Origin of the sequence: Gordonia aichiensis NBRC 108223, assembly GCF_000332975.1 — a bacterium.
GTDB classification, from domain to species: Bacteria; Actinomycetota; Actinomycetes; order Mycobacteriales; family Mycobacteriaceae; genus Gordonia; species Gordonia aichiensis.
The window spans coordinates 1-21,168 of sequence record NZ_BANR01000037.1; the positions used below are offsets into that span (position 1 = coordinate 1).

Sequence of the window (21,168 nt, forward strand, 5' to 3'; positions counted from 1 at the left end):
AGACATCTTGACAAGCTCAGATAGCGCCGAGGATCAGAATCAACGCTGCATTCTGTGCGAGCGTGGCGAAAGCGATTGCAGAGACACACCCCAGCACTGCCGCGCTCATCACACTGATCCGCCGCGGAATACGCCCGGCGAGATACAGGGCTGCCAGCGCACCTGCGAGGCTTCCGATGTTCATGATCATCGTGAACAGCAAAGACTCGCTGAGAGAGTAGCCGCGGGACTGCAGCAGGATGGGCATGAGGAACAACAGGGTGACCTGTGCGCCGAACGACATCCACGACGCTGTCCCCACCGCGGCGGTGCGGCGCAGGTTTCGTCCCCGGAACACCTCCGCGTACGACGTCCTGGTGGGGTTGACCACGATATCGGCGGTCGTGACGAACTCCAGGGTCGGGCCGGGATTGCGCAGCTTCGACACTCGACCGCATGCCAGTCGGGTCAGACTTCGGTTCGCGTCATCTACGCGTCCCTTCGACAGATAGAAGCGAGGAGATTCGGGCAGATACCGCCGGAAGAACACGACGAGCACCGCTGGCATCGCCAGGATCACGTACGTCCAGCGCCACGACGACTCATCTCCCCCGAGCGCGTTTCCCAGGGGTCCAAGGACAAGGAGGAAGAAGCCGAAAGACAGGATGTTCCCCACTCCGCCCGAGGCGACGTTCAACGTCGCCAACAACCGACCACGGTGGCGTGTGGCAACGAGTTCGGAGAGTATCGCCAGCCCGACCGTGAACTCACCACCGAGACCGATCCCGACGAGGAATCGGCTGGCCAGCAGAACCTCGTAGTTCGGCGCGATCGCACTGATCAAGCCGCCGAGTGTGTAGATGAGCAGGTTCAGGCTCAGCGCGGCGCGACGGCCCCACCGATCCGCGATGTATCCGCCGATGAGACGCCCGACCAGGCCGCCGATGACCGTGGCGGTGTTGATCCACGTCAGCTCGGTATTTCCGATGTGAAGGCTGTCCTTGATGAGACTGCCCATCGCGCCGGTCGAGTTCTGCTCGAGACTGTCGAAGAGTTGCCCCGCAAGCAACAGCGCGAGGACGGCTACCTGTACTCGGCCGAAACCGATGCGATTGAGGGCGCCAGGTAGGCCAGACGAAATCGGTTGATCAGGCTGTGCGGCTGATTCGGCTGCCGGTGTTGGCGTGACTGCGGTCGGTGGTGAGGGTGGCTTTGTAGTCATGGTTGGGCTCCACGAGAGTGAGAAGACATCGATCTGGAGAGAACAATCTCGGCGTTGAGTCTCTCTAGTTGTATACAATCACTGTTGCAATTAGGTGTCTTCGCGTAACGAAGACGAAAAATGCCGTCCAGTGGCCCACTGGTTGTATACAACTAAAACTGCATATTCAGAGTTCTGATCGAAAACGCTCGACGAAGGTGTCCTCGTCGCGCCGAAGGTGCTCGTCCATCAGGTACCCGGCCTGTACCTCAGCGCCCGACAGGATCGCCCGGGCTACCGCCGCGTGATCGGCTCGCGACGTCTCCCAATCTGTACCTAGTCCCCACGCAACCCGCTGGTTGATTGCGGAGAGCATCTCGCGCAACTTTCCATTGCCCGAAGCGACCCCCACCAAATCATGAAACGGTCGCGTACCGGCGGCATGCTCCGTCGTTTCGGGGTCTACGTCTCCAGCCGCCACCTTCCCGAGTTCCGCGGCAACGGGTTGACCTCGGTTGGCCGCTGCCAACTGCGTGGCCAGGACTTCCAGTGTCCGTCGAATCTGAAGATATTCGAGACTGTCTTGACGTAGCGACGGCGACACCGTCGCTCCGCGATGCCGCACGACGTTGATGAACCCCTCTGCGGCGAGCTGACCGAGGGCTTCGCGTACCGGGACTCGAGATACCTTGAACCGCTCGGCTAGTGAGTTTTCGACGAGTCGCTCACCGGGCTCAAGACGGCCCTCGAGGATGTCCGCACGAAGGTCCTGGGCTATGACCCGCGCGGGCGACACACCTTCAACAAACCCGTGTTCAGTCGACATCCACAGAATCGTACGTAGTCGTCGACCCGAGTGGACAGTCTCCTACCGTATGGTGCCGGTCGTCCGGACGCGAAGTCGGCCCGATCACAGCGTCGGTCAGCCGCGCATCTCGTACGCCCCGTCGAGCGACTTGACCTGCTGCCAGACCCGGTCGAAGGATTCGGCATCGGCGACGGGTCGTCGGACAGCTCCGAGTGCCCACGCCTGCTGTTCCGTTGTGGCCGTTGGCTTTCCATAGAGTGAGACGGCGTAGCCAGAGAAGTCGCGGATCTGGAAGTCGAAGATCCGGTTGAGTAGATCGTCGTCGAGCGCGGTGATTGCGGCCTGCTCCAAGATCAACTGACCGTAGACGACGAGGGAGAACAGATGTCCGACGGTGAGGACGAAGTCGAGGTCTTTCTGCTGCTCTGCGCTCGGAGCGGCGGTCTGCAGCAACGCTTGTAAGGCCTGTGCCTGCTCGTAGAACACGGCGACGTTCGGTACGTCGGTGCGGGCGGCGTACGGCGTCGTCCAGTCGGCGAAGCGCACCTTGCCCGCTCCCCCGACGGGTCCCTGTGCGAAGAAGAACGTGTCGTCAGATGCGTCGAGGCGTGTTCCGATCTCTGGATACGCGACCGGCCCGAACAGGTAGTTGGGCATGAACTTCAAGATCTGGCCGACGTTGACATGGACGGTGCCCTCGAGCCGCGGCAGCCAGCCGATGAATCGGTTGGCCTGGTGGAAGTAGGTGTTCTTCTCGTAACCTTTGGCAGCGACGGCGTCGAGCAGCAGCGTCATCACGGTTTCGCCCTCCGAGGTGACCTTCGATTTCGTCACCGGGTTGAACAGCAGATATCGCCGGTCGTCGAGGCTGGCCGACCGGAAGTAGTCGACGGCGCGGTTGCTGAAAAGCTTCATCGCACTGAGCCGCGCGAACGCGTCGACGAAGTTGCCCTGCACGTGGGAGAAGTCGGTGACGCGGTTGCCGTAGAGAATTCGGTTGTTGGTGTGGGTGATCGCCTCGTACAGCGAGTGCGTACACATCCCGACCGAGCCGTGGCACAGGTTGAACTTGCCGACGTTGACCGTGTTCAACGCAGCGGCGAAGGCTTCGGGTCCCGTGTGCAGGATGTCATCGGGACCGACCGGATAGTCGTCGAGCTCGAAGGTGGACACGAACATCTGTCCATGCACGACGTTGTCGATGAGGTGATAGTTCTCGTGTCGACTGTCGACGGCGAAAAACACGTAGCCGTCGGGCCCCTCGACGTCGGCGCGGCGACCGAACACCGAGACCATCCCGGCCACGTTGCCGTTACCGATGTAGTACTTGGTGCCCGATGCGGTGAAGCCGCCTGCGTCGTCGCTCGTCAGCACCATGTCGGTGCTGTACACATCGGCGCCGTGGGCCCGTTCAGACAGGCCGAAGGCCATCACTTCGCCGTCGAGAAGCTGTTGCGCTGCTGTGGTTTTCGCAATCTCATTGCTCGACATCCAGATCGGGCCGAGTCCGAGGATGGTGACCTGTTCGGCGTACCAATAGGCCAAACCGTAGAAGCCGAGGATCTCACTCAGCGCAGCGTTGCGAGCGGCGTCCCAGCGTCGATTTTCGTCGCCGTCGGCGTACGCGGCTGGTGTGAGGAACGTCGCGAACAGCTTCTCCTTCTTCTCGAACTCGAGGAAATCGGCGACCCATTCGGCGTTGAGGTCGGCCTGCAGCAGTCGCTGTTTACCGTAGGACTCGAAGAAGTCGATCGTGGCGCGCAGCAATCGGCGCGTCTCGGCGTCGAACTCCGAGTAGTCGTTGGTCGAGGGATTCAGCAAAAGGCCCATGGGCCGAAGCCTAGCCAGTTACGGGTGGCCAGGGAAACGTGACTCTGGAGCCTCATACTTCGCGCGCGCTCGCCGAGACGTTGGCCTCGACGAGCACGCGAAGTTGGTTGGCGACCTGGTCGAGTGGCGTCGTGCTCTGGGCTGCGCGACTGAGCAGAAGAGCACCCTCCATGCCGGACACGACGGTGGCGGCAAGGTCAGTCGCCGCAGACAGCTCGAGTCCCTCGACCCTGTAGAACCGTTCGGCGAGGATGTCGGTCCAGGACGTGTAGATCTCGGCGGCCGCGTCAGCGGCATCGGGTGCGTCGCGGCGACCGAAAGCTGCTGCGGAAACGACACATCCCCCTTCGAAGTCCGATTCGCGTACAAGATCTTTCCAGATCTCGACGAAGGTGCCGAGCGGGTCGTCGGATTCCATCACCGCGCGCAGAACCTCGGTGGTCTCGTCTCCCGCATGCCGGGTAGCGGCGGTGACGAGTTCGGGTTTGCCGCCGGGAAAATTCCAGTACAGCGAACGACGGGCCACATTGCTATTGGCGACGATCTCAGTGACACCGACCCCCGCCACGCCGTGACGTCGGACCAACTCAATCGTGGCTTCGATCAGCCGTTCTCGCACACTCGCCACTGACTCGACCTTTCCCGGTCTCGATTCTCATCCGACAGTGACGATATCGCCACGACGCGCGCACCGGGTCCCGGCACCATCGTCCGAGAGTCTGCACCCTTGCCCGCTTATACCGATCATGCTAACTTCACTGCTTATACCGATCGGTATAACCGCAACGGCGGGGGCTTCCCTTCGCGTGTGGGAAGGGCAGAGTGTGTCGATTCATCATCTGAACTGCGGAGAGTTGCACCCACCGTCGGCGTGGCTGGCCGAAGGCGCCGGAAGTCTATTTCGTCGGGGGCACGCAGTGTGTCATTGCCTGCTCATCGAGAGCGACGACGGCGTGATCCTGGTGGACACAGGATTGTCTGAAGACCAGACACGTTCTCCGAGAGAGGCTTTGGGAGCAGACGTCGCGTTTCTGCTCCACCCGTCGACGTCGTCGGCGGTGACGGCCAAAGCGCAGGTGCAGCAGCACGGATTCGACGTAGGCGATGTCCGGCACATCTTCATGACGCACCTCGACGTCGACCACCGAGGAGGCCTCGCCGACTTCCCCAATGCGACAGTCCATGTCAGCCGGATGGAGCTGACGAGCGCTGAGGAACCGCGAACGCTGATGGACCGCCGACGATATCAAGGGTCCTGGCGGGACGCGCTCAAGTGGGAGATTCATGACACCAGCACCGACCGTTGGCACGGGTTCCCAGTCCTCTTCGACGAGGACATCTCGGTAGGCAGGCTCGTCATGGTCGAGTTGCCGGGGCACTCCCCCGGTCACAGCGGGATCGCCATCGAGCACGCGGGGGATGCCACTCACGCCCCGGGCACGTTGTTCCACGTCGGTGATGCCATACAGCACCGGAACGAGTTGCGTCGTGATGTCGCTACTCCGTGGGGTATACGCGGTTTCAACACGTTGATGCAGGTGAATCGCCGGGAAAGGCTGCATACGAGAAGTGCGCTCCAGGAGCTCGCCGCCGGCGAGGTCGACGTGATCTGTGCTCATGACGCGCACATGCTCGCCGAGCATGCGGCGCCCGCATGAAGCGTCCCGTGGTCCAGCTTCCCGCACAGGTGTGGCAGCGGGCCCGCTCCCTGGTGGAGACGAACCCGGTTGCCGACGCGCACGGGCATCCACAGGCAGTGGTGCCACGACCGCTGCGGCGTCTCGCGGAGAAGGTCGCCCGCGTCCCGCATGATCCGCTGGAGACCCTGGTCACGGGCGGAATCAACCTCGCAGTGATCACGGCTGTCGGCGATGCGATGGCGACTGCAGGGAGGCCCCGATCCGCGCTCGATACGGTCTACCGTCAGCTCGCCGCCACACGTCGCGAAGCGTTCACCGCTCGGCTGCCGATCACGACCACAGTGGCCGGGATTGGCGCAGATACCGGCACCCAGGTGCTTCTCGGGATCGAAGGCGGTGATGTCATCGGCGACGATCCGGGATGCCTTTCCCGGTTGTACGACGTCGGTGTTCGGTTGATCGGGCTTGTCCACTATGCCGACAACAACCTGGGAACGATCAGCACGTCGGTGACGGGACGCCGCGGGAGCGGTGCAGTGCGTTCCGGGACGCGGCCTGCAGGACTCACCGGACTCGGCGTCGAGATCGTCGGTGAGATGAACAGTCTCGGCATCGCCATCGATCTGGCGCACGCAGACCGTGCCACGACTCTCGCGGTCTGCGAGACCACGACCAAGCCGTTGATCTCCTCTCACACAGGCGCCGCGTCGCTGCGGGACTTTCCGCGCTACATCGCCGACGTCGAGATCGAAGCAATCGCCGGAACCGGCGGCGTGATAGGGCTCTGGCCCGCGCGGATCGGGTCGATGGCGATGAGCGATCTCGATGATTTCGCCCAGCACGCGCACCATCTCGCTGAACGCGTTGGCATCGAACACATCTGCATCGGCACCGACAAGAACGGCGTCACGGCGTACGCAGAGGGCTATCGAAACTCGAATGACTTCGTCGGTCTCGCTGCTGCGCTCCTGCACGCGGGCTTCGGCGAGTCCGATGTCGCCCAGATTCTTGGCGCGAACCTACTCCGCGTGCTCGCCGACATTCTGCAATCCCATCCGTGACCGAGGCGCCGCGTCCTCGGCTCAGAAAGGTTCACCATGATTGATCCCATCCAGAGTGCGTCGGCGCCGGCGCCGTTCGGCCCGTACTCCAGCGGTGCTCAGATAGCCAACGTTGTTCAGGTATCCGGGCAGGTCGGCCTCGACTCGGAGAAGGGCGGCCTCGCAGGCGACACCGCCTACGAGCAGACCCGTCAGGCTCTGCGCAATGTGGCGGCGATTCTCGCCGAGCGGGGTCTCGATTACACCGACGTTCTGATGCTCCGGGTCTTCGCAGAGGCACCCGAAGTATTCACCGATATCAATCGGGCCTTCGAAGACGAACTCGCCCCACCCTATCCCGCGCGAACAACGCTGTTCGCCGGACTGCCGCCAGGAATTCTCGTCGAGATCGACGCACTGGCGATCATCGCGAACTAGCCCCAACCCGCACACCCCTAACCGCAGCATCCGGACAACTCGACGAGGAGTCACCGTCATGCCCCACCACGGAATTCGATCTCTCACTGCAGCACCGGCACTACTGATCGCGCTCGTGATCGCTGTGCTCGTCAGTGTGTTCCCGCTGACAACCCCCGCCGCCCACGCGGAACCTGCGCCGCCGCGGGATTCCTTCTATGACCGCCCCGCGGGTCTAGCGGCAGCCAAGCCCGGGCAGATTCTCCGGACTCGCAAGGTAAATATCAAAGCGCTGCAGTTGGTTCCGGTCAATGTCGACGCGTGGCAGTTGCTCTACCGGACGACCGGTATGAACGGTCAGCCCGATGCCACGGTCACCACAGTAATGGTGCCCCGCGGGCAGAAGCCGCGGAAACTGTTGTCATACCAGGCCGCTACCGACTCGACGTTGCGTGTATGCAACCCCTCGTATTCGTTGACTCACGGTGCACCAATCGACTTCTCCAGTCCCGCGGGGCCGTTGACGTTCGCGCTACCGGGGGCCGAGCTGTTGCTCGCGGCCGCAGGTGTCGAACAGGGCTGGGCAGTCGCAATCCCCGATCACGGAGGACTCGATGCCCGCTTCCTGACACCCCGCCAGCCTGGCTACGCGATCCTCGACGGCGTCCGAGCTGTTCAGTCCTTTTCTCCCGCGGGGACTCGCCACGGAGACCCTGTCGGCATGTGGGGCTACTCGGGAGGCGCGATCGCCACGAGTTGGGCGGTGGAAGAACAACCGGCCTACGCCCCCGACGTCGCGATTTCCGGTGCCGCGATGGGCGCGCCAGAACGCGACCTCGAAGCATCACTCAAAGCGGTCAACGGCGCAGCTTTGGCTGGTTTGATTCCGATGGCACTTGCCGCGATCGGCAAGGACTCGCCCGCATTCCAAGCCGCTCTGCGCCGGTACGTCACGCCGGGCGGCCGGGCGATTGTCGATGAGGCTCGCAATCACTGCGTCGGCCAGAATGGTGTTGCGAACCTGTGGTTCGACTACCGCGCCAACTTGAACAAGCCGGTCGATGTCGTCCTGAACGATCCGGTGATTCGACGCGAAATCCAGGCGCGCGGCATCTCGACGCGACGGCCGACGGCGCCGCTCTACATCTACAACGGCGTGACCGACGAGGTGGCAGCGATCAAGGGCACCGACAAACTTGCCCGCGCATACTGCAGCGGAAGTGCCGACGTCACCTACCGGCGAGAGCAACTGCCGCCCAACCCGCTCCCCCAGGTCACCTCGACCCACGGCACGATCGCCGTCACCGGCGCATCGGGAGCATTCGCATGGTTGAAGACACGCCTCTCAGGCGCCGCCTCGCACGCCGACCGATGTGACTGGCGCAGCGTCCCCAACACGCTGTTCGAGCAGGAATCACTGAACACCTTCGGCCCGTACGTCGCGACTGCTCTGCGGACGGTGCTCAATCAACCTCTCGGGGTTCGATGACGATCGCAGGCGTTGACGACGGGCCAACGCCGGTCGGTCGACACGGCTGCTAGCGTCGGACGGATACAGGCGGGGATGTACCCCCCGAACGGAGCATCTGTTCGGGGTGTACGTCCCGATCCGCGACGCGACAACGATACGGAGGTCGACCGCGTGCTTACGTACGAGGCATCGAGCGACCCAGCCGAGGATGCGCGGCGCACCGTCACCCTGAGTTTCGACAACGGGCCGACCGAGATCACCTCCTACGTACTCGACGTGCTGCGGGACAACGCTGTGGCAGCCACCTTCTTCGTGGTGGGTGACAAGCTTCAGGCAGGCGGACGCGCGGTTCTCGAGCGCGCACGCGCCGAGGGGCATTGGATCGGCAATCACACCATGACGCACTCCGTACAACTCGGCGCGTCAGCCGACCCGCACGTGGTGGACACTGAAATCGGTCAGGCGCAGGAGTTGCTGGGCGATCTGACCCAACCCGACAAACTGTTTCGTCCCTATGGCCGGGGCGGCGTGCTCGATGGCCGCCTGTTCAGCCCTCGATCTGTGCGGTACCTCGAACAGCGCGAGTACACCGTGGTCCTGTGGAACTGCATCAGCCACGATTGGGACCAGCCCGATCACTGGGTTGATCGATGCCTGGAAACCGTTGAGTCCCAGTCATGGTCATTGGCCGTCCTGCACGACATCCCCAGCGGGGCGATGACTCGTCTGCCCGAGTTCTTCGACAGGGCCCGCCAGCGGGGCGTCGTGTTCACCCAGCAGTTCCCGCCGTCGTGCACGCCGATCGTGCGAGGTGCGCGCGTCGGAACGCTGGAGTCCCTGACTGCTGACCGATGAGGTTCACGGCGGGTGCGTAGTGTCACGAGGCTGTGAGAACCACGATCTTCTGCCGTCATGCCGGTTCGGTCGCTTCGACCTCGTCACGAGCCGTAACCTGGACGCTCGGCGTGTGCGCACCGTGGTCAGCTGTGCGGCGCTTCACGAGCACCGCGGTGCATATCCCCGAAAAGATCAGCACGGCCGTGACATACACGATCACCGAGTAGATCGATCCGGTCTCACGGACGAGAACGGTAGCGATGATCGGGCTGATCGCGCTACCGAGCACGTTGGAAAGCTGGAATCCGAGAGACATTCCCGTGTAGCGGACGTCAGGCGTGAACGCCCCGGCGAACAGCGAACCCTGAGCGGCGTAGCCGAAACTGAAGAACACACTCATACACACCAGATAGCCGATAATCGTGATGATGAGATTGCCCGTCGACACCGCATAGATCAGAAACGCTGCGGTGACGATGCAGCCGACGATGCTGGTCCCCATGACACGGCTCATTCCGATACGGTCGACGAGAGCACCGCCGAGCGGCGTCATGAACAGTTGCGCTGCATTGGCGATCAGCACAGCCGTGAGGATCTCCGACCGGCTGAATCCGACTTCGGAGCTTGTGCCGTAACTGACCAGGAAATTGATAGCGATGAGCGATAGGCTACCGAAACCGAGGAACGCGCCGGCAACCAATACGATTGTCCCGGTGCTGGTCTGAAACACTGTGCGAATCGGTGCAGTCGAGGTTTCGCCGTTCTTCTTGGCGTTCTCGAAGTCGATCGACTCGCCGATCCCCGCCCGGATGACCAAGCCGACGATCACCAGGATTGCGCTACACAGGAACGGGATTCGCCATCCCCACGAATAGAGCTGCTCGTCGGGAAGCTGCGCAACCGCAAGAAACGCCATGTTGCCGAGCAGGATTCCGGCCGGAGGCCCGGTCTGCGGAAGGGCTGCCGAGAACCCTCGACGAGACTCCGGCGACGACTCGTAGGCCAGCAGGATGGCACCGCCCCACTCCCCGCCGAAGGCGAACCCCTGAACAAACCGCAGTATCACGAGCAGAATCGGCGCAGCCACACCGATCGTCTGAGTGCTGGGCAGTAGTCCGATCAGTAGTGTCACCACACCCATCAAGAAGAGCGAGAGGACCAGCATGCGTTTGCGGCCGATCCGGTCTCCGAAGTGGCCGAAGAAGAGACCTCCGAGTGGACGAGCAATGAAACCGACCGCAAATGTGCCCAGGGCAAGAACGGTCGCAACGAACGGGTCGTTGTCGGCAAAGAACACATGCGGGAAAACCAGAGCGGCGGCCAGCCCGTAGATCGCGAAATCGTAGTATTCGACGGTTGTGCCGATGAGGCTGGCCGCACCGATTCGGACTTGCGAGACCGGTTGTCGGGCAACGGATGAAGCAGTCACAATGCATCTCTCCTTCGGGGTGATCGGTACCTTGGTGACGATGAGTGAGCCTGTGGAGCGCGCACTGTGTCGCAGGCGTCGGGTAGAAGCGATCGACGACGGGCGGACCGGCACGTCAGGATGGGTTATCAGTGAGTCGAGCCGACGGCTGAACGGCTGGCGGCTTGGTAAGTGATTACAGGTCGAGTGTCAGTTCTTCCGTCTTTGCTCGAGACACACAGACCAGGACACTGTCGCCTGCGATCCGCTCTTCGGCAGTGAGTGCCGAATCCCGGTGGCACGGGGTGCCCGCGACGACGCGGGTTTCACAGGTGCGGCACGTGCCTTCCAAGCATGAGGTGGCCACCGACACACCGGCGTCGTCGAGCACGTCGACGATGGTCTTGTCGGAGGGCACCTCGAGCACGTGGCCGCTGCGCGCCAACCGGATTCGGAACGGGTTGCTCGGTAGGTCCACGGTGCGTGCGACGAAACGCTCGACGTGCAACGTGCTTTCGGGCCAGTCCGCCGACAGCACCTCCAACGCATCCACCAGTTTCTCCGGACCGCACGCATACACGAGCGTGGAGTCGAGTTCGACGAGGTGGTCGCGGAGGTTGAGGGTTCCGTATTCGTCACTGGGCCACACTGTGACCCGGTCACCGTAGTGTTCGAGTTCAGCGAGGAAGGCCATGCGACGACGGGTGCGACCCAGATACAGGAGCGACCAGTCGGCGCCCTTGGCTTCGGCGTGCGCAATCATCGGCAGAATCGGTGTGATACCGATGCCGCCCGCGACGAAACGATAGCGACGCGCCGCGATCAGCGGAAAGTTGTTGCGCAAGCCCAGCACCGGTAGCCGGTCGCCGACGCGGAGTTGGGTGTGGATGTAACCTGACCCGCCTCGACTCGTCGGTTCGGCCAGCACGCCGATGCGCCAGTGATTGTCGGTTGGTGGTCCGCAGAGCGAGTACTGGCGTTCCAGGCCGTTCGGCAACCCGATCGTGACGTGAGTGCCGGGCAGCCAGGCGGCGTCGTCCGCGATCGGTCGGAGGGACACACTGCACACACCCTCGGCCTCAACCCGCTTCCCGACGACAACGACCTCGCGGGCTGACGTGTACGTTCTCGATGCTGACCGAGTGGCGGAATCCCACTGCACCGGAAGGCTTTCGATCCCGCGGAAGGTCCAACCTGAAAAGCGTGCTCCAGCAGGGTCGCTGGCGATCAGTCCCTGCAATCGGGAGAACAACATGGGCAGGGCGACCTGCCCCACCGAGCACTGAGCCGCCCATCGGCCAGCGCACATATGCGGACCGGCGCCGAACGCAAGGTGTCCGGTGGATTCTCGATAGACATCGAATACGTCGGGGTTCGCGAAGCGTCGGGGATCTCGGTTCGCGGCATGTAACGACGCTCCGACTTGGGCGCCCGCAGGAATGATCCATCCTTCCAACTCGACATCGAGGGTCGTCCGGCGAGAGATCAGACCTACCGGAGGAAGCCACCGCACGATCTCTTCGAAGACCGACTCGAACAGCGACGGCTCTGCCATCGCCGCTCGCCGTTGTTCGGTGTGCGTAGACAGTGCCCAGACCGCGTTGGTCAGCGCATGCTTGGGTTCGTTGATGCCTCCGGAGATGGCCAGCTTGACGTTTGCTCGTTGCGTTTCGACCGGCATGTCGGCCTCGATCATGGCGGACAGGATCGAGCCGTCGGGGTGTCGACGAAGGTGTGGTGTGGCCTCGTCGACTGCGTCGTCGATCTCAGCATTCACGGCGGCAACGCGTGCCCAGATGTCGGGTTCTTCTGCCAGATTGGCCGCACCCGCCATGAAAGCGGCCGACCAGCGGGTGACGTCCTCGTGCGGGATGTGCGAAAGACCAACCAGTGCTGCAACATTCGTAGCTGCTAATGGTGCGGCGAGATCGCGACTCAGGTCGGCACCGGAGCCCCGATCGATGAACTCCGTGATGAGTCGGTCGGTGTTGGTTTCGAAGACGGGACGCCACTTGTCGGCGATTGCCTTGACGCGCAACGAGTGATTGGCCGCGTGGCGTTCGCGTGCATGAGCGGGATCGTCCTTTCGGATCATGGATCGCCCGATCGTTCGGTCGACTCGATGACCCGGCTGCTCGGCCGTAAAGACCTCGGGATGCGTCTCGACATAGCGGCAATCGTCGAATCGCGTGATGACGTAGCGATCGATGGCCGGCACCCAGTGCACGGGAGCCGATTCCCGCAGTTGACCGAGAACGCCGTATGGGTCCCGGTCGAGTAGTCGCGGTGTGATCCACTCGGCCACCGGGACTGTGGAGGAGGAGTTCGACGGTCTCATGCCGCCTCGTCGCCGAGAGTCTGCAGGAGTTTCGCGGTATGTGCCCGCCGAGCAGCGCCGCGAGGACCGCTGGAGTCCCGCCTCGACGGCTGCGCCGTTATCGGATGTGAGTCGGCAGAACTGGATGCGGTCATTGTGCTCCTGAGGGGTGGATCCGACACACTTGCCGTGTCGTCTGGAACACAGATAACGCTAAGCGGTGACTGTCATCACATGCATGAGCAGAATGCGCACTGCGATGTCGATTCTGCGAACTTCGACCGAGGTGATCATCTACCCGAGCTCGGTCGGCACCTCCGTCAGTTGGCCGACGCGGGCGCGCCGTGTCGCACGCCGGCACTCCAGGCATAGGGCAGCTCTGCTCCGTTGAGCAGGTGATCGCCAATCGCACGCAACTTCTGGTTGATCGGGTTGTGCACGGCGAGCGTTCGCGCATTTCGCCAATGACGGTCCAATGCAAGCTCTTCGGCAACGATCGAAGCCCCGCCCACCTCGAAGAGCTCATTCGTCGCCGCGAGCACCTGCGCAGCGATAGATGCCTGCGCCTGACCCGCCGCGAGCTCGACGCGAGCGATGGCCTCGGCGTTCTCAGGGTCGGTGGTGAGCAGTTCGTCGAGTAGATCAGCGACGGCGAGGACGTTCGATCGTGCGGAGAACGCTGTCGCTGAAAGCCGCCCGACGATCTCCTGAACCAACGGATCGTCGCGTTGGCGGTCGGCCACCGAGTGGGTGAAGGTGCGGTCGCGCGCAGAGACCCACTCGATCAGGTCGTCGGTGGCGCGTTGAGCAATGCCCGCGAGACCAGCCAATTGGAACAGCTGGAGGTAGGCCGTTGCGTAAGTCGGTCCTGCGGATCCGTAACCGGGGCCGAGGATCTCGTCGTCGTGCACGACGACATCGGTGAACAGTGTGGTCCCGCTCGCCGTGAGGCGCTGTCCGAACCCGCGCCAATCGTCGACCCGCTTGACGCCTTCTCGTGTTGCGGGGACGAGGACGCTCACTCGTTCGTCGTCGCGGTTGGCCGCGACCAAGATGTGGTCGGCGTACAACGACCCGGTGCTGTAGAACTTTTCGCCGTTCAGGCGCCACTCATCGCCGACGCGGGTGAGAGTGGTGCGATAGCTGTCGATGGCGCCCGAGCCAGGCTCGGTGATCGCATTGCCCACGAGGATGCCGTCGGCGATCGCGGCGATCAGCCGGTCATTGCCCGCGAGGAGCTGGTCTTCGACAAACGAGAAATGTACCCGCAGCGCTTGGGTGATATTGGAGTCGGCAGCGGCCAACGCGATGAGTTCGGTGAACAGCTCGCGCACCGATGCGCCTGCGCCGCCCAGCTCGACGGGCAGCCTGAGCGCACCGAAACGACGTTCCCACAGGAGTGCGACCTCGTCGTGCGCGAGGGTACGCGACCGCTCGCGATCGACAGCGCCTGCCGCGATGGCGGCGTAAACGTCGTCGAGACCGAGGCCGATTGTTGGGTCGAGGGTTGTGGATGCGGCGGATGCCGTCGATGTGCTCATGGAGAATCAAGGTGTCACGGTCGACGCCGACGGGCACCAGTTCTGCTCAGCGAGACGTTTATGCGGCAACGGCGTGGTCGTGACAGCCAACAGCGGTTTCTGCGAACTCTCGGCTTCTTTGTGACGCCGTCGCAGAAAGTATGACAGGAGGTCCCAGTTGAACCCGCGTGATGAGTCGGTGGCTGCACTTTCGGCCGAACGCGCGCGGACGGAGGGCTTGATCGAGTCCCTGTCGGTCCGCTTGACGTCGGTCATCGAGGCGTCCTCTGATGAGGTATCCGATGACGAGCACGACCCTGAGGGGTCGACGCTTGCGGTTGAACGAGGACAACTGGTCGCACAGCTTGAACGTTCGCGCACGCGACTGCGTGAGATCGATGCTGCAATCGCGCGTGCGGGTCGAGGCGAGTACGGACGATGCGAGACGTGCGGCAGGTCGATTGATCCGGAAAGGCTCGAGGTCCTGCCGGCCGCACGCCAGTGCATCGATTGTGCCAGAAGGGATTCGACTCGCCAGTGGTGAGTGGCTGCGGGTGTATCCGCGTGTGCACTCGTCGGCCTTGTCGGTAGCCGCCGATAGTCTCACGCCATGCTGTCCTACCAGATGCGGGCGAGCGTCTCGGTGCGTCGCCGCGTCGATGCCCCGGAAGGCGTTGACGATCCTGAGGCCGTGGCGACCAAGCTCATGGAACTGACGCTGCGCCGATGCGACGTGACCTGGGGGCCCACGGTGTCCCACCAACGGCATACCTACGGGACGACCACCTCCGTGGAGACGCGGTCTCCGTGCCTACGCGTCGACGTCGACGTCTTCGACGCCGCTGACTGGGTGGTCGCGACAGTGTGGGCAGGCGACAGCCGCCTGTGTGATCGATTGGCCATCGAGGTGCTCGAAACCGAGATGTCTATGCGAGAACACCCGTGCCTAGAGTGTGTGGTCGGTCGTTCGCACCCGGAATTCCGGTACATGGTGGATGCACTCGGTGCAGTGCTGCATGACGCACGATGTCACTTCCTGGCCACCCATTTCGACGGTCTGCTCATCGACGATGACGGTCACGATCTCACCGTCGATTAACCGGTGTCCTCGTCATGGTGCCGGTTCCAGAATTGGTGGATCAAGCCTGTCGACGCCGTGACGGATTCGATGTCGTAGTTCTTGTGAATCCCGCCGAGACCCGACCACAACGGCACTCCCCTGCCGAGCACGATCGGCTGGATGGTGAGGTGCATGAAGTCGACGAGGCCGTCGCGAAGAAACTGATTGACGGTCGATGGGCCACCACCGATGCGGATGTCGCCGCCACCCGCGAGATCGCGAGCAAGTTCGAGCGCTTTTGTCGGCGACGCGTCAACGAAGTGGAAGACCGTTCCGTTGTCAAACGAGATGGTGTCGTGTGCGTGATGGGTCAGCACGATGACGGGTGTTTCGAAAGGCGGTGCGTCCTCCCACCAACCGCGCCACCCGTCGTCGGGCCAATCGCCCTGCTGCGGCCCGAACTTGCCCCGTCCCATGATCTCGACCCCGACGCCCTGGCCCCAGACACTGGAGAACACGCGGTCCGCGGTGATCGGAGCGTCCGCGTTCTGGACGCCCGCGATCACGCGTCCGTCGAAATTGCCGAACAGTTCACCCGCACCCCCGATCGGCTCATCGAGCGTGATGTGATCGCCAGCGGCGTATCCGTCCAGTGACACATTCAGTAGATCGACACGCACCTGTTGCGAGCGACTCATGACCAACACCCCGTTCCTCGTGGATCGCGGCACCGGTCGGTCCCGCAGCTTTACCGACCGTGCCGGGTCCGAGAACTCATCGGTCGCGGGTCACCCGTGTCCCCCGAGGGCGTTCAGCTGCTGACTGCGGCTGCCAACCTGCCCAGTGTGTCTTCGAGCTGCTCCTCGGTCACGAGCGGAAAGCTCACCTTCTTCAGCAGGTCCTTGTCGGTGACCTTGGACCAGTCGTAGGTGTGACGTACGAGAGTCTTGTCGGGCCCCTGTGCCTCGAGCTCCCACACCCACTCCCAGCCGGGAGGCTCGGTGCCGGCCGGCGCTGTCTGCCATGCGAGCAGTTTGTCCTTGGCGTACCCGGTGACGTGGTTGTCGGTCTTGTACTCACCACCCATGTGCGCGCCCTCCATGTTCATGGTGAACACCTCGCCGACCTCCTGAATCCGATCGGCGTGATCGACGCTGCGCACAAAACCGGAGCCGTCGAGTTCGGGGTGCCGCTGCGGATTGCTCAACACGTCGAAGACCTGGTCGGCCGGGGCGTCGATGACTCGTTCTACCGTGACACTCGTTTGTTCGCTCATTTCTCCACCGTGCCGAAGAGGTCGGAGCTTGGCAACCGCCGCATGTCAGTCCCACGCCGTCGCGCGGTCGCCGTCAGATAACTCCGAGTGCGAGCATTGCATCGGCGACGTGGGTGAATCCGGCTATGTTGGCGCCGAGTACGTAGTCGCCGGGGAGTCCGTACTCGGCGGCGGTGCGCAGGCAGTTCTCATGGATGCCGCGCATGATGTCGGCAAGCCGTGTCTCGGTGTAGTCGAAGCTCCACGAGTCACGAGACGCGTTCTGCTGCATCTCCAGCGCGCTCGTTGCGACACCTCCGGCATTGGCTGCCTTGCCGGGTGCGAAGAGTACGCCCGAAGACGCAAGAGCGTTGATCGCGTCCGGTGTGGTGGGCATGTTGGCGCCTTCGGCGACGATCGTGCAGCCCTGTCTGATGAGGCTCGCGGCGTCGTCGGAATTCAACTCGTTCTGAGTGGCGCAGGGGATGGCAATGTCGGTCGGAACGTCCCAGATCGAACCTGACGATATGAAATGCGCAGTCGTACCGCGCTTTTGGGCGTAGTCGGCTACCCGGCCGCGATGCACGTCCTTGATCTCCTTCAGGAGATCGAGGTCGATACCCTCGTCGTCGACGACGTAGCCACCTGAATCCGAACACGCGACGACCCGTCCGCCGAGTTGATGGATCTTCTCGATCGCGTACAACGCGACGTTTCCCGAGCCGGATACGACGACTCGCTTGCCGTCGAGGTCTTCGCCCCGCGCGCGGAGCATCTCTCGGACGAAGAACACCACTCCGTACCCCGTGGCCTCGGTGCGGACCTGCGAGCCGCCCCACGACAGCCCCTTGCCAGTGAGTACGCCGGATTCATAGCGGTTGGTGATGCGCTTGTACTGCCCGAAGAGATAGCCGATCTCACGGCCGCCGACGCCGATGTCACCGGCCGGAACGTCGGTGTACTCGCCGATGTGCCGATAGAGCTCGGTCATGAACGATTGGGAGAACCGCATGACCTCGCCGTCGGAGCGTCCCTTTGGATCGAAATCCGATCCGCCCTTGCCGCCCCCGATCGGCAGGCCGGTGAGGGCGTTCTTGAAGATCTGCTCGAAGCCGAGGAATTTGACCACGCCGAGGTACACGCTCGGATGGAACCGCAGCCCACCCTTGTACGGTCCGAGTGCGGAGTTGAATTCGACCCGGAAGCCACGGTTGATCCGCACTCTGCCTGCGTCGTCGACCCAGGGCACGCGGAAGATGATCTGTCGTTCTGGTTCGCAGAGGCGCTCGATGATCCCGGCGTCCGCGTAGTGCGGGTGCTTGGCCAACACCGGGCCCAGGCTGTCGAACACCTCGCGTACGGCCTGGTGGAACTCTGACTCCCCCGGGTTACGCGTCACCACCTCGTCGTAGAGAGCCTGCACCTTCTCGTCGACCTTCGACATCTCGCCAACACCTTCCCCTGTGCTCGGCGTGATCCGGCCGTTCGAGTGGCGTGGGTTGTGGTCACTCCCCTGGTTCTCGATTCGCCGGGCACGAACACTCGGCCTGATCACATCTGTCGTGAGCCTATCGTCAGACAGAAATACCGCCCATATCGGACCCGTACTTGCACTGATCCGGCGGCTACCGCAGCGCCGCGAGGTTCTCGATCGAGCGTCGTACGTCGGAGGTGATGATCTTGGCGACGAACCGTCCGATCGGGCCACTCAGCAACCCGCCGTCGAGACTGGCGTGGAGGTGGAACCTCGAACCCGACCCGGTTGCTGACACGATCATCCGCAGCGATATCCGGACGCCTCCGTGGCCATGGCCGGTCAGCGAAATCGTGTGGGGTGCATCGTATTCGGTGACCGTCCAGTGGATGACGTTTCGGAAGCCCTTCACCTTGATGAGTGAGGAGATTTCAGTTCCCTTGGTGATCTCCTCGGGCAGTTCACTGCGCCAACCGCCGAAGATCGTCATCCACTCGGGAAAGCGCGAGAGGTCTGACGCCATGCTCCACGCATGCTCGGGAGAGAGATCTGAGTCGATACTGACGTCGACATCGGCCATGGGCACCGTCTTTCGTGGAGTTGGACTTCTTCCACGTCGACGCTACCGATCGATGACCGGACCTCGTCGAGGAGCACGATCAGGGAAGCGGTGTACTTGCCTAGAGCGCGAGGCCTGGACTGCTCAGATCAGCTTGGCGTTCTGCAGCAGCTGTTCGATGTAGGTCCCCTCGATCTTCTTGAGGGCAGCCTTTCCGATCAGCTTCTCGACGAACGGGAACTTGATCTCGGTCAACGACTTTCGGTCGTTCAGGTAGTAGATCGACGAGAGCAGCACTCGGATGTCGAACGATGAGTCGAACACCTCGGGGACGCCGCGGTCGACGTTGAGCAAGGTGTAGACAGCCTCCATGGCGGTGCGGACCGAATACTCCGTCGTGAAAACGGTATCGCGTTCTGTCTCGGCGAAGTTCCCGAAGAACGCGAGGTTGGTGTAACCCTCGGGAACCACCAGGGGCCGATCGCCCAGAGCACGCGGCATGAAGTACGACGTGATGTAGGGCATATTGCACGGCACGGTGGATGCCGAGTTGTGTGCGAGATCGTCGATCTCGTCCGTCGGGACGCCGATGTGGTAGAGCCATTCGGCACACAATTCGGCACCGGTGCACTCGCGGATCGTCTTCTTGACATAGTCGCCCTGCTTGTCGGAGAACAGGCCGTAGAGCCAAACCACCAGTTCCTTCTGGGGGTCCTGTTGAGCGAAGTGAGGTTGGCGGCTGATGGTGAAGCCGTACAGCCAGCTGGAGTCGGCGATGGTGCAGGGGCCGCCGGTCACGATCTCGCCACCGCGGGGATCTCGTCCGGTCACTTTCTCGATGTACGGGCGGACCTTGTCGTCGGTCAGTGTGACGGTGGCTGAGATGCTCCAGTTGGCGTCGGGGATGTTCTCGCAGAACTTCTCGGGACGGCCAAGGGTTGAATCCTGCCCCGCGAGGTTCTTCCACAACGACCACGCGCCGCCGTTGCCGGTCTCCACCGTCGCCGGAGTGTCGTTATCGCCGTACGTCGAGGACTCGGTGATCGACCCGTTGGTCACGAAGACAAGGTCGTTCTCGGTGAGGTCGATGCTCTTGGACTCGCCGTTCTCAGTGAGTTGAATACGACGTGCTCGTTTCGAAGGCCCGGCGCTGTCGAGTTCGATGTTGTCGACCTGGGTGTTGTACACGAAGGTCACGCCGTGTCCCTCGAGATAGGCGACCAACGGCTTGATCAGCGATTCGTACTGGTTGTATCGGGTGAAGCGCAGAGATGTCAGATCTGCCAGCGTGGAGATGTGATGAATGAAGCGCAGCGTGTAGCGCCGCATCTCCAGTGCGCTTGCCCACGGCTCGAACGCGAACATCGTCGCCCAGTACAGCCAGAAGTGGGAGTCGAAGAACTCCTTGCCGAAGACCTCGTCGATCCTCTTGTCCTGGAGGTCTTCCTCCCGTGTCAACACGAGCTTCATCAGCTCCTCGGCAGCTCCCCGGGTGAGAGTGAGGTCCTTGATCTCGTCGATCTTCGCGCCCTTGCCATGAATCGCGCGAGCAGGATTCGAACTGGGATTGCGTTTGTGGATCCAGTACATCTCATCGAGTACCGAGGCATCGTCGATGGTCAGTGAGGGTATCGACTTGAAGAGATCCCACAGAGTCTCGAAATGCGCTTCCATCTCGCGACCGCCGCGGATGATGAAACCCTTGTGTTCGTCGAGGATTCCATCCATGCTCCCGCCGGGAAGCCCCAATTCCTCGAAGATGGTGATCTTCTCGCCAGGCAGTCTTGCGTCGCGTACCAAGAAACTCGCACCCGCCAACGAGGCCAAACCCGAGCCCACGAAATAGGCGCTCTTGCCATCGATTTCTGCCGGATTCTCCGGCCGACCAAACGCTTCGAAATTTCCGTTACTTCGGTACACGTGCGTCTCACCTCATGTCGTCGAGCCGCTGGGCCCGTATCGGATCGAGCTCGAACAGCTTCGACGCTAGTCCTAAAACAGGATCTGCGGTTGCCGATGGAGATGAATTGTTTGGGGAGCTGCGGTCACTGCAGAGATTCTGCGGAATATCGCCAGTGTCCCTGGCTATATTTCCTGAGTCGAGCGGTGTGAACGATAGAGATCAAGGACCGGACCCGATTGTGTCGAATACCGTGCGTGAGGCAGGCGGTGTTGATGACTGTTCGGGTAAGGCACAAGGTTGGCTGAGTGCAAAAGACCGCCGGCCCGAGATGGGTCGGCGGTCTTGACGAGAGCGACGGTGCCGGTCAGTGCGCCTCTCGGCACATAATCCGCTCGAAGCGGTGAAGGGTGGGACCCGGGGCAATGAACCCGGCATCGTCAAAGGGGCTC

20 protein-coding genes are annotated in these 21,168 nt (G+C 62.6%); 7 read left to right on the forward strand and 13 right to left on the reverse strand.

Going from position 1 to position 21,168, the window contains the following annotated elements; translation table 11 throughout:
* Positions 1 to 16 precede the first annotated feature (16 nt).
* The 4 genes from GOACH_RS21545 to GOACH_RS21560 form a co-directional block, all read right to left on the reverse strand.
* The gene (locus GOACH_RS21545) at positions 17 to 1,201 is read right to left on the reverse strand and encodes an MFS transporter (protein WP_157227918.1); all 1,185 of its coding nucleotides are present in this window, start codon (positions 1,199 to 1,201) and stop codon (positions 17 to 19) included.
* A gap of 166 nt (positions 1,202 to 1,367) precedes the next feature.
* Positions 1,368 to 2,006: a GntR family transcriptional regulator gene (locus GOACH_RS21550; RefSeq protein WP_005179911.1), complete on the reverse strand. Its 639-nt coding sequence runs from the start codon at positions 2,004 to 2,006 to the stop codon at positions 1,368 to 1,370.
* Positions 2,007 to 2,102: 96 nt separating this feature from the next.
* Complete coding sequence (locus tag GOACH_RS21555) at positions 2,103 to 3,818, reverse strand: acyl-CoA dehydrogenase family protein (protein ID WP_005179913.1); 1,716 nt, start codon at positions 3,816 to 3,818, stop codon at positions 2,103 to 2,105.
* A 52-nt stretch (positions 3,819 to 3,870) separates the two neighbouring features.
* Positions 3,871 to 4,446, reverse strand: coding sequence for a TetR/AcrR family transcriptional regulator (locus GOACH_RS21560; protein ID WP_005179915.1), 576 nt, complete (start codon positions 4,444 to 4,446; stop codon positions 3,871 to 3,873).
* A 289-nt stretch (positions 4,447 to 4,735) separates the two neighbouring features.
* On the opposite strand from GOACH_RS21560, the gene GOACH_RS21565 reads away from it, so the two are divergent.
* From GOACH_RS21565 to GOACH_RS21585, 5 genes are all read left to right on the forward strand, one after another.
* A complete protein-coding gene (locus tag GOACH_RS21565) occupies positions 4,736 to 5,476 on the forward strand; it encodes an MBL fold metallo-hydrolase (RefSeq protein WP_005179918.1) in 741 nt (246 codons plus the stop codon).
* Entirely contained in the window at positions 5,473 to 6,519 is a 1,047-nt protein-coding gene (locus GOACH_RS21570; protein WP_005179921.1) for a dipeptidase, read from the forward strand. The genes GOACH_RS21565 and GOACH_RS21570 overlap by 4 nt, the downstream gene beginning before the upstream one ends.
* Positions 6,520 to 6,555: 36 nt before the next feature.
* Complete coding sequence (locus tag GOACH_RS21575) at positions 6,556 to 6,936, forward strand: RidA family protein (RefSeq protein ID WP_005179923.1); 381 nt, start codon at positions 6,556 to 6,558, stop codon at positions 6,934 to 6,936.
* 58 nt (positions 6,937 to 6,994) lie between these two features.
* The gene (locus tag GOACH_RS21580; RefSeq protein ID WP_005179925.1) at positions 6,995 to 8,404 is read left to right on the forward strand and encodes a lipase family protein; all 1,410 of its coding nucleotides are present in this window, start codon (positions 6,995 to 6,997) and stop codon (positions 8,402 to 8,404) included.
* Between the two features lie 153 nt (positions 8,405 to 8,557).
* On the forward strand, positions 8,558 to 9,241 hold the full coding sequence (locus GOACH_RS21585; protein WP_157227920.1) for a polysaccharide deacetylase family protein: 684 nt from the start codon (positions 8,558 to 8,560) through the stop codon (positions 9,239 to 9,241).
* A 55-nt stretch (positions 9,242 to 9,296) separates the two neighbouring features.
* Here the strand turns inward: GOACH_RS21585 and GOACH_RS21590 are convergent, their stop codons facing one another.
* From GOACH_RS21590 to GOACH_RS24050, 4 genes are all read right to left on the reverse strand, one after another.
* Positions 9,297 to 10,652, reverse strand: coding sequence for an MFS transporter (locus GOACH_RS21590; protein ID WP_005179931.1), 1,356 nt, complete (start codon positions 10,650 to 10,652; stop codon positions 9,297 to 9,299).
* Positions 10,653 to 10,827: 175 nt separating this feature from the next.
* Complete coding sequence (locus tag GOACH_RS23190) at positions 10,828 to 12,969, reverse strand: cytochrome P450/oxidoreductase (RefSeq protein WP_005179932.1); 2,142 nt, start codon at positions 12,967 to 12,969, stop codon at positions 10,828 to 10,830.
* Between the two features lie 299 nt (positions 12,970 to 13,268).
* Positions 13,269 to 14,489 carry an acyl-CoA dehydrogenase family protein gene (locus GOACH_RS21600; RefSeq protein ID WP_005179934.1) on the reverse strand — a complete coding sequence of 407 codons (1,221 nt, stop codon included), beginning with the start codon at positions 14,487 to 14,489 and terminating at the stop codon, positions 13,269 to 13,271.
* Positions 14,490 to 14,495: 6 nt separating this feature from the next.
* Complete coding sequence (locus GOACH_RS24050) at positions 14,496 to 14,744, reverse strand: hypothetical protein (protein ID WP_169330886.1); 249 nt, start codon at positions 14,742 to 14,744, stop codon at positions 14,496 to 14,498.
* On the opposite strand from GOACH_RS24050, the gene GOACH_RS21605 reads away from it, so the two are divergent.
* The gene (locus tag GOACH_RS21605) at positions 14,647 to 15,012 is read left to right on the forward strand and encodes a TraR/DksA family transcriptional regulator (RefSeq protein WP_005179938.1); all 366 of its coding nucleotides are present in this window, start codon (positions 14,647 to 14,649) and stop codon (positions 15,010 to 15,012) included. The genes GOACH_RS24050 and GOACH_RS21605 overlap by 98 nt on opposite strands.
* Before the next feature lie 66 nt (positions 15,013 to 15,078).
* Positions 15,079 to 15,567 carry a hypothetical protein gene (locus GOACH_RS21610; protein ID WP_005179940.1) on the forward strand — a complete coding sequence of 163 codons (489 nt, stop codon included), beginning with the start codon at positions 15,079 to 15,081 and terminating at the stop codon, positions 15,565 to 15,567.
* Here the strand turns inward: GOACH_RS21610 and GOACH_RS21615 are convergent.
* The 5 genes from GOACH_RS21615 to GOACH_RS21635 form a co-directional block, all read right to left on the reverse strand.
* On the reverse strand, positions 15,564 to 16,226 hold the full coding sequence (locus tag GOACH_RS21615) for a dihydrofolate reductase family protein (protein ID WP_005179946.1): 663 nt from the start codon (positions 16,224 to 16,226) through the stop codon (positions 15,564 to 15,566). The genes GOACH_RS21610 and GOACH_RS21615 overlap by 4 nt on opposite strands.
* A gap of 113 nt (positions 16,227 to 16,339) precedes the next feature.
* Positions 16,340 to 16,804 carry an SRPBCC family protein gene (locus tag GOACH_RS21620; RefSeq protein ID WP_005179949.1) on the reverse strand — a complete coding sequence of 155 codons (465 nt, stop codon included), beginning with the start codon at positions 16,802 to 16,804 and terminating at the stop codon, positions 16,340 to 16,342.
* A gap of 73 nt (positions 16,805 to 16,877) precedes the next feature.
* Positions 16,878 to 18,227, reverse strand: a complete 1,350-nt coding sequence (gene gdhA, locus GOACH_RS21625; RefSeq protein WP_005179953.1) for an NADP-specific glutamate dehydrogenase — start codon at positions 18,225 to 18,227, stop codon at positions 16,878 to 16,880.
* A 181-nt stretch (positions 18,228 to 18,408) separates the two neighbouring features.
* A complete protein-coding gene (locus GOACH_RS21630; protein WP_005179956.1) occupies positions 18,409 to 18,837 on the reverse strand; it encodes a type II toxin-antitoxin system Rv0910 family toxin in 429 nt (142 codons plus the stop codon).
* Positions 18,838 to 18,960: 123 nt separating this feature from the next.
* Positions 18,961 to 20,736 carry an oleate hydratase gene (locus GOACH_RS21635; RefSeq protein WP_005179957.1) on the reverse strand — a complete coding sequence of 592 codons (1,776 nt, stop codon included), beginning with the start codon at positions 20,734 to 20,736 and terminating at the stop codon, positions 18,961 to 18,963.
* Between the last annotated feature and the right edge of the window lie 432 nt (positions 20,737 to 21,168).